At 55.1% G+C, this 13,203-nt stretch carries 12 protein-coding genes; 9 read left to right on the top strand and 3 right to left on the bottom strand.

Annotated elements, in window-relative coordinates:
* Positions 1-15: 15 nt before the first annotated feature.
* The 8 genes from PSR63_RS02980 to PSR63_RS02945 all read left to right on the top strand — a co-directional run bounded on the left by PSR63_RS02980 (position 16) and on the right by PSR63_RS02945 (position 8,302).
* Complete coding sequence (locus PSR63_RS02980; protein WP_274330612.1) at positions 16-903, top strand: DUF1559 domain-containing protein; 888 nt, start codon at positions 16-18, stop codon at positions 901-903.
* Between the two features lie 111 nt (positions 904-1,014).
* Positions 1,015-1,419, top strand: coding sequence for a hypothetical protein (locus PSR63_RS02975; RefSeq protein WP_274330610.1), 405 nt, complete (start codon positions 1,015-1,017; stop codon positions 1,417-1,419).
* Between the two features lie 252 nt (positions 1,420-1,671).
* Positions 1,672-2,334 (top strand): hypothetical protein, encoded by a 663-nt coding sequence (locus tag PSR63_RS02970; RefSeq protein WP_274330608.1) that lies wholly within the window; start codon positions 1,672-1,674, stop codon positions 2,332-2,334.
* A 184-nt stretch (positions 2,335-2,518) separates the two neighbouring features.
* Entirely contained in the window at positions 2,519-3,790 is a 1,272-nt protein-coding gene (locus PSR63_RS02965; RefSeq protein WP_274330606.1) for a polysaccharide pyruvyl transferase family protein, read from the top strand.
* Between the two features lie 133 nt (positions 3,791-3,923).
* The gene (locus tag PSR63_RS02960; protein WP_274330604.1) at positions 3,924-5,135 is read left to right on the top strand and encodes an SHD1 domain-containing protein; all 1,212 of its coding nucleotides are present in this window, start codon (positions 3,924-3,926) and stop codon (positions 5,133-5,135) included.
* A gap of 49 nt (positions 5,136-5,184) precedes the next feature.
* Positions 5,185-6,972: a S1C family serine protease gene (locus PSR63_RS02955; RefSeq protein ID WP_274330602.1), complete on the top strand. Its 1,788-nt coding sequence runs from the start codon at positions 5,185-5,187 to the stop codon at positions 6,970-6,972.
* Positions 6,973-7,085: 113 nt separating this feature from the next.
* The gene (locus tag PSR63_RS02950) at positions 7,086-7,694 is read left to right on the top strand and encodes a hypothetical protein (RefSeq protein WP_274330601.1); all 609 of its coding nucleotides are present in this window, start codon (positions 7,086-7,088) and stop codon (positions 7,692-7,694) included.
* A gap of 68 nt (positions 7,695-7,762) precedes the next feature.
* Positions 7,763-8,302 carry a nuclear transport factor 2 family protein gene (locus PSR63_RS02945; RefSeq protein WP_274330599.1) on the top strand — a complete coding sequence of 180 codons (540 nt, stop codon included), beginning with the start codon at positions 7,763-7,765 and terminating at the stop codon, positions 8,300-8,302.
* Positions 8,303-8,308: 6 nt separating this feature from the next.
* On the opposite strand, the gene PSR63_RS02940 is transcribed toward PSR63_RS02945, so the two are convergent.
* A complete protein-coding gene (locus PSR63_RS02940; RefSeq protein ID WP_274330597.1) occupies positions 8,309-9,286 on the bottom strand; it encodes a c-type cytochrome domain-containing protein in 978 nt (325 codons plus the stop codon).
* An 808-nt stretch (positions 9,287-10,094) separates the two neighbouring features.
* On the opposite strand from PSR63_RS02940, the gene PSR63_RS02935 reads away from it, so the two are divergent.
* On the top strand, positions 10,095-11,579 hold the full coding sequence (locus tag PSR63_RS02935; protein ID WP_274330595.1) for an aminopeptidase C: 1,485 nt from the start codon (positions 10,095-10,097) through the stop codon (positions 11,577-11,579).
* Between the two features lie 117 nt (positions 11,580-11,696).
* On the opposite strand, the gene PSR63_RS02930 is transcribed toward PSR63_RS02935, so the two are convergent.
* Together PSR63_RS02930 and PSR63_RS02925 are read right to left on the bottom strand one after the other, a co-directional pair.
* The gene (locus tag PSR63_RS02930) at positions 11,697-12,098 is read right to left on the bottom strand and encodes a hypothetical protein (RefSeq protein ID WP_274330593.1); all 402 of its coding nucleotides are present in this window, start codon (positions 12,096-12,098) and stop codon (positions 11,697-11,699) included.
* Positions 12,099-12,328: 230 nt separating this feature from the next.
* Complete coding sequence (locus tag PSR63_RS02925) at positions 12,329-13,042, bottom strand: hypothetical protein (protein WP_274330592.1); 714 nt, start codon at positions 13,040-13,042, stop codon at positions 12,329-12,331.
* Positions 13,043-13,203: the final 161 nt, after the last annotated feature.

Here is a 13,203-nt window from a genome sequence, read left to right as displayed (position 1 = left end):
AAGCGGTATTTTCGTATGAAAGCATCGTTCCGCGCTCGCGGCTTCACGCTCGTTGAACTCCTGGTCGTGATTGCGATCATCGGTGTTCTGATTGCTCTCCTTTTGCCCGCCGTACAACAAGCCCGCGAAGCAGCTCGTCGTATGCAGTGCACCAACCAGATGAAACAACTGGGTCTCGCCACGCACAACTTCCACGACACTTACCGCAAGTTTCCATTTGCCTACCAGGAACAGACCTTGGGCGGCAAAATGAATCGTGGCACGCTCTTCTACTACATCCTTCCTTACATGGAACAGGCAGCACTCTACGATCAGTCTGACCTCGACAGTTACGCCAACAATCGCATTACCAACGGCCGAGGCAACCGAGCCGCTCGTGGTCAAATTGTGGAAGCCTACATCTGTCCTTCGGACGCAACCAGCAGCAGCCATACGCATAACAATGACTGGACGTACGCATCGTACGAATTCAACTACAACGTTTTCGTAGGCAAGGCTTCGACCTCGGATGCGACCCAGAACGCCACTCAGCAGAACATGGCCAATGTTACCGACGGTACCTCCAACACGTTGATGTTTGCTGAATCGCTGCAGCGTTGCGGTGGCGAAGGCACCATCTGGTCGCACGGCGTGTGGAACGTGAAGTGGATGCCGATGTTCGGTGGTGGTAAGGATCGACCAAGCGGTACCGGCCAGTTGGAATACGGCATCACGTCGGTTCCTCAGACCGGTAAGAATCAAGCAAGCTGCAACTCTCTGCGAACCACAGCCTCGGGTCACCCTGGTGGTGTCAACGTGGCCCTGGTCGATGCAAGTTGCCACTTCATTCCTAACACGATCGACGGCACCGTTTGGTGGAATCTGACCCTGCACAACGATGGCAACGTCGTTGGTGACTACTAACCCAGATTTGCGGAAACGCTTGCCTATAAGATTTGCATTCCCGAGACCCTTAGAAACAGCTCTGAGGGTCTCTTTGCTTTCAAGCTTCTTTACCTCGAGGAATCTAGTCAGATGATCTCCTATCGTATCGTTGTCGCTTGCTGCTGCTTACTCCCACTTTTGATTGGATGTGCCGAGTCCAAGTCCGAATTAAAAGGGAAGGTGACCTACAAAGGCACGCCGTTGAATTCGGGTTCCATCCTGTTCCAATGCGAAGCGGGGCCTGTCGAGAATGCCGAGATCCAGGGAGACGGAACCTATATGATTTCCGGTTTGCCCAAGGGTAAGGCAAAGGTCTCGGTTCAAGTCTCCGCGCCACCTCAACCTGGCCCCGACGGTGTGATCACCAGTGAACCAGGTACCTACGAACCCAATCCGGTCATGATTCCGCAGAAATACGCCAGTGTGGATTCGTCTGGATTGACCGTCGATATCCAAGAGGCGGAGCAAACCTTTGATATTGAATTGCCTGAGTAATTACTCAACGCAACAAAATGAATGATCACGAAACGCGGCGCTGCAAGACGCCGCGTTTTTTTTTATTGCTTTGGCCTGCTCAGCTTGCAACTGAAGTCGACTTCCGCACGAAGTCTCTTCTTTCCGCGCGCACTATCTTCCGGCACCCTCAGGCTGGTATACCTAAGACTCGCACGGGGACTCTTTCCCCAAACCAATCGTTTTCCTCTGTATGTCCCAGGCCAATGTCACCCAACCGTCGTGAGAATTGTCATGAACCCAGCAACACAGCAGACCGCAGCCAACGCGCCGCAGGTGGTCGTGCGCGCTGGGAAGACCTTTCTTTGCTCGGCCTGCGGCACGCTGGTGCAGATACCGGACGATGTCGTCAGCCAGTTGGGCATCGCGGTCGATCATTCCGTCCAAGATCAGCCTGAGAGAGAATCACCTGCTCAGGAGACATCTACCCAGGCAGAGTCCGGTCCGAAGGAGCCTGCTGCGAATCGTGAGCCGACCACAGTGGTGGCGGTCCCAGATTCGCCACCAGCGCGTACGCCGCAGAAGCATCGACCACCGAGGCCACGACGCCCGATACATGCTCGGCCAGAGCGTTTCACCGGCCAGCTTATCGATGGGCTCCGCGTGCCGTCCGCGCACGAACTGGATCGTGCGCTGGCGTGGGTCTCATTTCACTTGAAGGTACTCGACCGGCAAGGCAGTGAAGTGAAGCGGCTACAGAAGCTGCTCAAAGCACGCTCGACCCACGTTGTGTCCCCACAGCGATCTCACGCAGACGCGAAGATGGCACCGGTGGAACATCGAGCCGAGCCACTTGCCTACGCGGAGCGAGAACACCCGCAAGCAGATTTGGCCGTGGCACCTGACCTGGAGGATCAGACCCAACGCGGACCGCCCTCAAGACGCGGCCCTCCCTAAAATCTTGTCCGTTCTCCCCATAGGGGCGAGGGGACTGAAACGCGGCGTGGATTCATGCCGTCGGTGCTTTCGGCTGCGCATATGTGTAAGTGTGCAGCGACTCGTCACAGTAGCTATAATCGCACTTCTGTTCTTTGCCCCTCATTTCTTGTTGTTCGAGCCCCACCTTTAGGTATCTTCCTTCATGCACCGACGCACCTTTTTGCACGCTTCTAGTTTATCGGCTCTCGGTCTTGCGCTTCGCTCGAGTTTGGGGGCCGAACCCAATCGCCCGCCGCGGATCCTGCTCCGATCTTCGTGGCAGACGGTGAACATCGGGGACATCGCCCATACGCCTGGTGTCCTGCGGATCTTGAAGCAACATCTGCCGGAAGCGGAAGTCACGTTGTGGCCGTCGAGTGTTGATAATGGTGTCGACGAGCTGCTCGTGCGTGAGTTCCCCGGACTGAAGATTGCCAAGAAGGGGAGCAAGGAACTCGACCAGGCTTTCCAGGAGTGTGACTTCTTGCTCCACGGATCAGGGGCATCGATTGTCGCGCAGAACGATTTGATTCACTGGCACGAGAAGACCGGCAAGCCCTACGGCATCTATGGGATCACGTTCCCACGAAAGAAGTCTTCCTCGACTTCGGCGCAAAGCGAAGAGGCAATGCGGAAGTCGGTTGAAGTGCTCAACAAGGCGAGCTTCGTTTACTTTCGCGATAGCAAGTCGTTGGAACTGGCCAAGAGCCTGGGGGCCAAGTCGCCGGTCATGGAGTTCGGTCCCGATGGTGCGTTTGCCTGCGACCTGCGTGACCCTGATCTCGCCAAGGCCTTTCTCGCCCAGCATGACCTTGAGGAAGGCAAGTTCCTGTGCTGCATCCCGCGGCTGCGTTACACGCCCTACTGGACGATCAAAGAGGGCAGGGCATTCGACGCCAAGAAACATGCTCGTAACGAAGAGATGAAAGAACACGATCATGCTCCGCTGCGCGAGGCGATTATCGAGGTCGTGAAGAACACCGATCTTAAAGTGCTGGTCTGCCCCGAAGATCGCACGCAGATGAAGGTCGGCAAGGAAATGATTGTCGACAAACTGCCGGCCGACGTGCTCAAGCGTGTGGTATGGCGGCCCGACTATTGGCTCACCGGCGAAGCGGTCAGCGTTTACGTTCGCAGCGCCGGCCTCTTCGGGAACGAGATGCATTCGCCCATCATGTGCATCGGCCACGGCGTGCCGGCGGTCGTGTGTCGTTTTGACGAGCAGACGACCAAAGGCTTCATGTGGGAAGACATCGGCCTGGGCGAGTGGCTGTTCGATCATGACTCGGCCGATGAGCAACAGCGGATCGCTTCGACTGTGCTGGATATCGCTCAGAATCCCGAGGCGGCCAAGGCCAAGGCCGCCCAGGCAAAAGCGTTTGTCGAGAAGCGACAATTGGCCACGATGAAGACGCTACGCAGCGTGCTTGCGTGAAACGAGCAGTCGCCGATTGGTAGGCAACCGTTATGACGTTTGTCGTGAAACGTGGACTCCGGATTGATCGTGCTATCGTAGGCAAGTACGATCTCATCGTTACTTATCTTGAAAGACTCGAGGGTTAGGCTCGATGAAGCATCCCATTACTTCTGCCATTGCCGTCTGCGCTTGTCTGATGGCGAGTGTTGTCGTTGCCCGGGAATGGACCGATATCACCGGCAAATTCAGAACGGAAGCCGAGTACGTATCGTTCCAGGATGGAACGGTCGAGCTTCGTAAACCGGACGGAAACCCCATCAAGGTTCCCCTGGAAAAGCTGTCCGACGACGACCTGAAGATACTACGCGACCGACCTGAGATCGCTGCGTTTTTGGAAGATCACCCAGAGCTCAAAAAGCGGGCCTCGGACTTTGTCCATATCCCGGCGCCAGCCGGATTGGAGAGCGGGGTCGTGTGTCGATTCAAACGGATCGATCATGGGGCGAATTCCTTGGCCTTCTCACCCAATGGACGTTTTCTGGCGGCCGGTCGTGGAAACAATGGCATCGACATGTTCGATCTGACCGTCGGTAACCGGGTCAGCCAAGCGAACGATGTCTCGGACCTCAGCCATGTCGATATTTGTCAGTTTACGCCGAATGGGAAAAGGCTCGTTGCCACAGGCGGCTATGACGGGGTCATCCATGTTTGGGACGTATCTCCTGGCGGCGAACTCAAGCCTAAGCAGCGGCTGGTAGGGCACGGACGTGAGGTGAGTTGCTTGGCGATTTCGTCCAACTCGGTCCGAGCGGTTTCTGGCGACCATTACGGCAGACTCATTTACTGGGAGCTCGACTCCGGACGGAAGTTATCTGACCTGACCAAGTTTACTACAAAGGTGCTGGCCTGCTGCATCACGCCCAATGGACAACAGGCGGTGGCAACCGATGGCAGGGAGGTGAAGTTATTTGATTTACCATCCTCAACTGAAATTGAATCGATCAAACTGGGCAGTTTCGGGTCTTCCGATGTGTTGTTTTCTCCGCTTTGTCGCCTTCTTGTCACTTACAGTACGGCGAATATTGATATCCGAGAGATCGCGACGGGCGAAGGAACCCGAATCAAAATTTACGGTACGAAGTACGATACGAAGATTTCGCCCAATGAGTCTGAGTTGTTTACGTTTGAATCAAAATTTATCCGTCGCTGGGATGTGGCGACGGGAGAGTTAATCTCGCAGATAGATCCGACCATTCCAGCTGGACCGCTTGTATCCGCGATTTCACCGGATGGCCGGCATATCGCGGTCACGAGAATGGGGTTTTATAAAGAACTAGTCGTAATTCGTTTAGCCGATAAGTAACCAAGCGATTTTCTCTTTCGATTTCTCTTCGCCTTTTGAGTGACCTGTCATGAACGTTTGCCTGCTTTGGCCTCGTCGCATTTCGCTGCTGCTCGCCATGGTGTGCTTTGCTGTGGTTGGCTGTAGTGAGGACCTTTCCAGCCCGATTGCTTCGGGAGCAGGGCAGGGGGGCAGGTGGACTCCTCCTACGCAAGGAGAATCTCCGCATGCGCCGGTTTCCGTCGATACCAGCACCGGCAAGGTGGTTTCGTTTGCCGAACAACGAAGCTACGAGGTGAGAGCGACCCAACTGCAGTACCAACTGAAACCTGGCAGCAAGTTTACGTACCGGGTCGAGTCATCGATCAAACTGCCGGGCAAAGAGAAGATGATGAATGGCTTCCTCAACTACGATGTCTTGACGCCGACGCCTGAGCAGATCGAGAAGTATGTTGGCGCCATCGAAGAGTCTAAGTCGACCGGGACTGGCTTTGCGGTGCACCCCGATGGCTTTATGGTCACGTGCGCGCATGTTGTCGAAGGGGCGATCGAGATCGAAGCAAAGCTGGATGGCCGTGTCTACGCAGCCAAGGTGATCGATATCGACCGGAAGCACGACCTGGCACTCGTGCGGATTGATTCGCCCCCACTCACTCCCATTCCGCTGATGGATTCCAACGAAGTACAACTGGCCGAGGAGGTCCGTGTGGTGGGTTACCCGCTGACCGACGTTTTGGGCGACAGTTTAAAGATTTCTCGCGGGACCGTTTCCGGCATCGATAAGGACCAAACGGATCGCGTCTTTCAATTGGATGCACAGATCAATCCTGGCAACAGTGGCGGGCCAGTGGTGACCGAGAAGGGACATCTCGCGGGCGTGGCAACTTCGCTGCTCTCGGGCGATGGGCTTTCCAATGTCGGCTTTGCGGTGCCTGCCAATCGTGTCGCCAACATGCTCGACAAGCAGAAGCTTCCTTATCAGAAAGCCGATCCGAACGAGCCGTATTTGCGCGGTCCTGAACTTGCCAAGCGGGTTACACCGTCGGTTGCTTTGTTGAGTGTTACCGTGGGAGCCAACGGCGTTGGGATCGCGGGGGATGGCCTGCTTTCCTTTTACGGCAAGTTGGAATTGTTTGAAAAGAGGGAAGGCTGGAGCGGTATCTTTAAGATCAGCGACGCAGAGCCCGCCGTTGATAGGGGGCACCTTCTGATCAAGCCTTTTGGCGAAGTTTCGTTCAACGATGGCGAACACTTTGTGCCGCCGTTCGTGGCGATGCTGAGCACCGTCGGCCTTGAGCGACTTCCAGATAGTGACGTCGAGGAATGGGACTTTACCGACGTGAGGATCGTCCCGCAGAAGAAAGACTCGAAGCTGGTGGTCGAAGAAGATGAATTCGCCAGCTTTTTGAAGAATGATCCCTATCTTGGAAATCGCTTTCGTTTCGGACTGAGGCCGAAGGTGAAGGAAGTTGCCTCGTACGTGTATCATCCGGCGATCGAACATGCCAGCTACCGAATTACCGGCCGCAACGGTGACGAGGTCGAGATCAAAAAGACGTCTGAGCTGACGACGGTGCACGAAGGTCAACACGCTCCGTTTTATCACCTCGAAGGCGAATCGAAGATTGTGTTCGATAAGAAGGCCGGACGCGTCAAGTCGATCGAGTTTGAAGGGACGGTCGACATCGCTGCCGATGGGGAAACGGCCAGCCTGCCGGTTAGTTATACGTGCACGCTTGGTCGCAACTACGTTCCGGCAACCAGCACAGGGCGGCCAACAATTGATCGGGACGCACCACCAAGCACCGAGCCGGCTCCTAAGATCGATGGCCTGACGAAGCTGGACCTGAGCAGCTAACCGAAGACTTCCCGCACGCAATTGGCAAGATCGATTCGACGACGCCGTGCAAGCCCGGTATGTTGAAGCTTGTTGCTCTGATCGTATCTCCCGTCAACGAGGAGTTTCGTGCGATGAACCGCCTTGTCTTCAGTTTCGTCCTGCTCGTGCTGTTGTCGGTTTCGCTTTCCGCGTCGGCCCAGGATTTCACAACGCAAGATCCTCGCTACACGACGACTCCGGAAGAGTACACAACCACACCTGAGCAATACACGACGACGCCGGAACAGTACACGACCACGCCGCCGGAGTATATCCCGCAGGCCGACACCGTACCAAGCAACGGTGGTACGACGCCGACGATTCCTACTACTTTGCCGGGAACCGGTACGACCGTGACGCCGACCACTTCGCTAAGCAGTACCACGGTCAGTAGTGTGGCGTCGACGACGGTCGAAGAAACCCCGCTTCCCGAAACATCGGCCCTGCAGTTCGAAGAGGAGAGTGTCGAAGTTGTCGAGTCGGAATCGACCAGCGAAACTGAAAGCCTGGTCGAACTATTTGCCCAGCGGGTTCTCAATCTGGATGAAGAGGAAACCCAACAGTTTGTCAGCGACTACAACGAGATCGTAGACCAACTGGGACTCGACGCAAGCGATGTCAGTTGCGGTATGCGATTCCAAGTCGTGTTGTATCTAACGCTGAGGCATCTGTTGGGGCTCGACACCGACGTGCCCGAATGACTTGGTGTTGGGCTAGACCTGTCCCGCAAAATCGACAGCTTTCTCGTTACTGTTAGGAGAGTCATTCGATGTCGCAGTTCACCGACGCCCAACAGCAGTTAATCGATGTCTGGGAAGAGCACACGGCCGCCGAGTTCGAGCTCAAGGATGCCGGTGCCGCCGTGGCGACGATGACCGACGACGTGTGCCTGGTGCATGTGCCGGTGGGGACCGGGGCGTTCGGCAAGGAAGCCTTGCGAGCGTTCTATCGCGACATCTTCATCCCGCAGTCTCCGCCTGACTTTACCCTGGAACTGCTGTCGCGAAGCGTTGGACAAGATCGCGTGATCGACGAATTTATCGTCCACTTTACGCACACGGTCCGCATGGATTGGTTCGCACCGGGGATTGAGCCGACCGGACGAAAGCTTTCGATTCCGCATGTCGGCATCATTGGATTCCGCGGAACGAAGATGTGCTCCGAGCATATCTACTGGGATCAGGCGACTGTCCTGACGCAGCTTGGGCTTCTCGATCCGGCGCTGCCGGTCATGGGAGCCAGCCAGTGCGAACCGCTCGTCCGGCGCGATGTGGTCATGAACCAGTTGATCGACCGGACTGAGGGCTGATCGGCTTTATTCCGAAGGCTCGGTTTCGGACTCTTCTTCGACTTCCACGGCGACCGCTTCGGTTTCCTCTGGCGTGTTCTCGGTGAGGAAGAGGTGGTCGAATTCCTTTTCGTAGTGACCTTCGCCGTAGACGAGTTCACCCCCTTGGAAGCCAACGATCGAAACGACCATGGCGATCACCAGGGAACCCAGGAACCAGCCCAGCTTCATCTTGCCGCTACCTTCTTCGCCCTTCACGGCTTTGTAGGCGACCGGAATGAGGATCAGCGCCCCAACGGCCAGGACGACACCCAGCCAGCGATGGCGATCGATATTGCTGTCGAATGAAAAGCTCATGCCGTAGCCTTCGTGGACGGCATACGACCAACCAGAAACGCAGGCCACGCAGGCACCCAACGCTCCGACCCACAGGCAATGAAATGCGGCCGACTCGAAGGACTGGCCAGCGAATTTAGAGAGCACCAGGAAGACTAGCGAGATCGATAACAGACCGACCGGCAGGTGGGTCATAGCCGGATGGAACAGCCCCTGGAAGAGCCAAACCTTGTAGGGCGTGCTCAGTTCGGTGACAGGCGTAGCGGCTTCTTCGACGACCACTTCCGTTTCGGTCGCATCGGTGGGAATCGACCAATCAAAATCTGCGCCTTCTTCAATCCACAACTTGATGATGGCCAACTCCGCAGCCGTCATCCCTTCATGGTGGGTGGAATTGGCCGGAGGCATTTTCAAGTCGGGATCGTCGGTAATCAGGTAGTCGTTCCACAGCGAACTCGATTCCAGATCGCCTGGCTCGATGTAGTATCCCATCGTCTCTTCATCGTCGACTCGGAAATCGTTCTTCGCCTTTTCCGGGCCGTGGCATTCCAGACAGCGTGCTTCGAGCACCGGCTGAACGTCGCGGCGAAAGTCGACGAGCTTCTCGGCACTGACAAAACTCGAGGCGGTCAGACTAAGCGAAATTCCAAGTAATATGCGAACGTACATCGAAGCTTCCTGATTGATGGTTTGCTGCCATGATTGGGAAGGGGGGCAGGCTGGCAACAGTGCTGGCTACAAGCGATTTTACGCAAGGGTAAGAACTTACCAAGTAGGCTTCGCATTGGGAGACCACTGCCGAACTCATGCGTCCAGATCGCTTTTCGTCGCTTGCTCTCACTTTGCGGCTTGGGGCCAGTGAGAGAAACGAGGGGTTAAGTTGTAGGCGGGGAGGTGAAAGGTGGGAATGGCATATCAGGTAAGACCTGCTGCCATAGTTCTATTTTTTCATCGATGCGCGCTCATGGCAAGCGCGATTTGCTTGGGAAGTCCGAAAGTTAAGATTGATTGCCAAAGCGACTCAATCAGTTTGCTAACCTTAACTTACGACTCGTGAAATCAAACCCGTTGTGTTGTTTGCGACCTCGGATCGTAAGATTCTGACAGCCCGGTTGGACTGGCCTGGAACCTTAAAAACGAGATCCCTTCTTACGAACGCGCCCCATCATGTTCGCCGAAGCTTGTGCCGAGAAATCCTCTGCCGCGTACTTAAGCACAAGCCGATCGGCTGCGCCCGCGCTTCTGGCAGACGTCACGGACGTCGCGTGGCAGCTCTACGAAGAGCACCGACAGGCAGCCACTGCGTATGGGATGAGCTGGGAAAACTGTGTACGATAAATGTATACTTATACGCGTGGGGCCGACGGGCAACGCTCGTGGCTTCCTGGTTTTTGGGAATCGAATCCTCGAATTTTCCTGCCTGGCTCAATCATCCCAAGCGATGGATATCTCGCATCGTCGTTAAGGATCCAACTCTATGCAACGTAACCAACACCTCAAGATAGCTCTGCTGCTGATCACCATGACCATACCAAACCTATCGTACAGCGAAGATGTTTCTCTCGATTCAGGGGCTCTTTCGCCGGAGCTACTTCACGAAATTCGTGAATCGTTCCAGATGGATGACCAGACGCGCGTGCGTCACAACGCGGTCACCAACAATAAGATCAACGATCTTGCGCTGAATCGTGGTGTTGTTGCCGGCACCGACGGGCACTTTAGCCACAAGATCGACTTCAAGGGGATCACCAATCAGGAGGCGAGCGGTCGCTGTTGGATGTTCGCAGGGCTCAACACCATGCGACCGCGAGTCATTCGTGAAAAGCAGCTGCCTGACTTTGAGTTCTCGACGGCCTACCTGCAGTTTTGGGACAAGATGGAGAAGTCCAATCTTTTTCTCGAAGCCATGATCGAAATGCGTGATACCGATTACCTCGACCGCGAGTGGGAATCGGTTCACGAGTGGACCATGAGCGATGGCGGTTGGTGGAATTTCGTCGTCGACTTGATTGAAAAGTATGGCGTCGTCCCCAAGGACGTCATGCCGGAAACGCAAAGCAGCGAAAACACGAAGGCGATGAATACGATCCTGGATCGCAAGCTGCGTGCCGACGCGGTAACCATCCGCAAGATGCACGTCGAGGGCGCCGGCGTGAAAGAGTTACGAACGTTCAAGAAGGAGGCACTTCGCGAAGTCTATCGCTTTCTGGTTATCAATCTTGGCGAACCACCAACCGAGTTCGAATGGCGCTACGTCGTCAAAGGCAAAGAGAACGACGAAAAAGAAACGTCGAGTGAGTCGGAATTCGAGGTGCCAGAGGCGGACTCGAAAGCGGATAATTTGACGTCGCTTGAGATCTATACTCCGAAATCGTTTTACGAAAAGTTCGTGGGTGTCTCCTTAAGTGATTACGTCTGTCTCTATCACGACCCACTTAACGAGTTCAACAAACACTTTCAGTTTAAGCGCGCCAAGAACATTTATGGCCAGGCCGACATGCACTTCGTCAACCTGCCAATCAACCAGCTGAAAATGGCTGCGATGCGATCGATTGTTGAAAATGAACCAGTCTGGTTCGCCGCAGATGTTGGCAAAGATCAGTCAACCGAACTGGGGCTCATGGCTCACCGCTTATTCGACTATGACCCATTGTTTGGAATCGACACCCAGGTCAGTCGGGCTGATCGTTTGAAGATGCGTGATGGCGGATCGAATCACGCCATGGTGCTTATGGGCGTGGACGTTCGCGATGGAAAGCCACTGAAATGGCTGGTTGAAAACAGCTGGGGTGAAAAGAAGGGGGATAAGGGGACGTGGACGCTTTACGACGACTGGTTCGAGCACCACGTCTATACGATCATCATCAACAAGCGACACGTCGACCAAGACGTGCTAAACGTGTTTGATGAGGAAGCGACCGAGTTGCCTCCCTGGTACCCAGGTGCTCCCGGCGTTCGCTAACGAGCAAACGCTTGAGCGGCCGACGTTGAGAATTCGCCCGATCGAACCACCGAGACGCACGCAATACAATACGCCAATCGTGTTGCATTGCGGCGGGTTCTTGTTCGGCTTGCCGCGTTAGGGCTGGTCGATCTGCTCAACATGCGGACGTTTCTCACTCGTCGATCGCACTAGCGCGATGATGGCAATCAGCATGGGGATCAAAGTCGCCAGCAGTCCACAGAACCCCGAGGCAAGCGCCTGGCTGATGACTCGGGCGAATTCGGTTGGCTCGGGTGCTGCCTGCGAGCTTGCCAAAGCCGAGAACTCAGCAGCCGCCCAGTAGACCAGCCCAAGAGCCAGCACGCCTGGTAGAAACGAGACAAAGACCAGAATGATGCTCGCAATGCGATTGGGAATGAAGCAGAGAAAAAGCCCTACCAGCGAAATCAAGATGGCCATTAGCAGCAGCATCAGGCTGTAATTGTTCTGCAGAAACCAAAGAAAAAACGGTTGTTGTTGTACTTGGGAAAAAATCAAGGGGCATCTCCTATGGGGAATTTCGGAGTGAGGCAGACTCTCTAGAAGAAACGCAAGCGCGTAGAACCGTTAACTGTCAGAACGATTCAGCTTTGCTTCTCCAGCGAGAAGACCACGGCGTTCTTCTTTAGTTTCTCGTCCAGGCTTGGGAACATCTGGTAGGCCTCGCGGCTGAACTTAGATGGATTCATCTCTTCCTGTTCCAGATCGTGGTGCGGTTGGCCCGTTGGCTACTCGTCTAGGCCACCGATGACAAACTCTCCATCGAACAAGGCCATCTTCAGCTTGGGGTGTTCGAGAACGCCGGTCGTTCTGTCGATCTTGGAAGAGGTCGTTGTCAGAAGCTTTTGAAGATTCGGAGCGATGCGCGGTAGTGCTGAAAGATCCGACAGGTTTCGGCACCGATGAAGCTGTAACTCTTTCAGTTTCTTCATCACCGGCAAGCCTTCCAGGCTGGCTGGATTGGCCCAGGTGATTTCCAGGCGTTTCACTCCGCTGGGGATTTCGAGACCTTCGAACGACTTAGACGTCGGCTTGTAGTGCCACAGGTCGTACTCGGTGATTTTGGACTGGGTAATTCCGACGTCCTTCTTAATCCAATGATTGAACACGGTCTTCAGAGAAGGGAGACGCTGGAAGTCGATGCCGGGCCGCTTGGGATGGATGCCCATGTAATGAATCTGGTCGAGCTCGTACAACGCGTCGATGTTTTTCAGGTTGATATCCCAGAACCACAGCCACTGAACGTCTTTCGCCAGCGTCAGGAAATCGAGATTGTCTTGCTGAAAGCCAAACTCTGGGTGGCCGAACAGTCCTCGGAAGCCGCCTTCGCGGTAGTAGGTCATGCAGGCCTCGAGCCGGTCGCTGGCGACACCCAAGCCTGGGGCGTTGCGATGGTGGTCTCGCCAGACATGAAATCCGGTGTCTTCTTCTTGGACTATCATTGGGGGCGATCTCGAAGGGATGAGGAGTATTGCTTCAGCATACCGTCGGCTGGCTGCACTGCTAGCGATTTCGGTGGCCGTTGGTGGCATAAATTCTCTAAAAACTCTGACTGGACGGACACGCAAAATCGTCAATCTTTCACCAGGTTGCCGATAAGGAA

This window comes from Bremerella sp. P1, assembly GCF_028748185.1.
Taxonomy (GTDB): Bacteria; Planctomycetota; Planctomycetia; order Pirellulales; family Pirellulaceae; genus Bremerella.
Note: the sequence above shows the minus strand (reverse complement) of the source record. Positions and strands in the feature narration are given on the sequence as shown.

Coding starts and splice junctions, on each gene's coding strand:
- PSR63_RS02980 (WP_274330612.1), top strand. CDS start 16: ATGAAAGCATCGTTCCGCGCTCGCGGCTTCACGCTCGTTGAACTCCTG.
- PSR63_RS02975 (WP_274330610.1), top strand. CDS start 1,015: ATGATCTCCTATCGTATCGTTGTCGCTTGCTGCTGCTTACTCCCACTT.
- PSR63_RS02970 (WP_274330608.1), top strand. CDS start 1,672: ATGAACCCAGCAACACAGCAGACCGCAGCCAACGCGCCGCAGGTGGTC.
- PSR63_RS02965 (WP_274330606.1), top strand. CDS start 2,519: ATGCACCGACGCACCTTTTTGCACGCTTCTAGTTTATCGGCTCTCGGT.
- PSR63_RS02960 (WP_274330604.1), top strand. CDS start 3,924: ATGAAGCATCCCATTACTTCTGCCATTGCCGTCTGCGCTTGTCTGATG.
- PSR63_RS02955 (WP_274330602.1), top strand. CDS start 5,185: ATGAACGTTTGCCTGCTTTGGCCTCGTCGCATTTCGCTGCTGCTCGCC.
- PSR63_RS02950 (WP_274330601.1), top strand. CDS start 7,086: ATGAACCGCCTTGTCTTCAGTTTCGTCCTGCTCGTGCTGTTGTCGGTT.
- PSR63_RS02945 (WP_274330599.1), top strand. CDS start 7,763: ATGTCGCAGTTCACCGACGCCCAACAGCAGTTAATCGATGTCTGGGAA.
- PSR63_RS02940 (WP_274330597.1), bottom strand. CDS start 9,286: ATGTACGTTCGCATATTACTTGGAATTTCGCTTAGTCTGACCGCCTCG.
- PSR63_RS02935 (WP_274330595.1), top strand. CDS start 10,095: ATGCAACGTAACCAACACCTCAAGATAGCTCTGCTGCTGATCACCATG.
- PSR63_RS02925 (WP_274330592.1), bottom strand. CDS start 13,042: ATGATAGTCCAAGAAGAAGACACCGGATTTCATGTCTGGCGAGACCAC.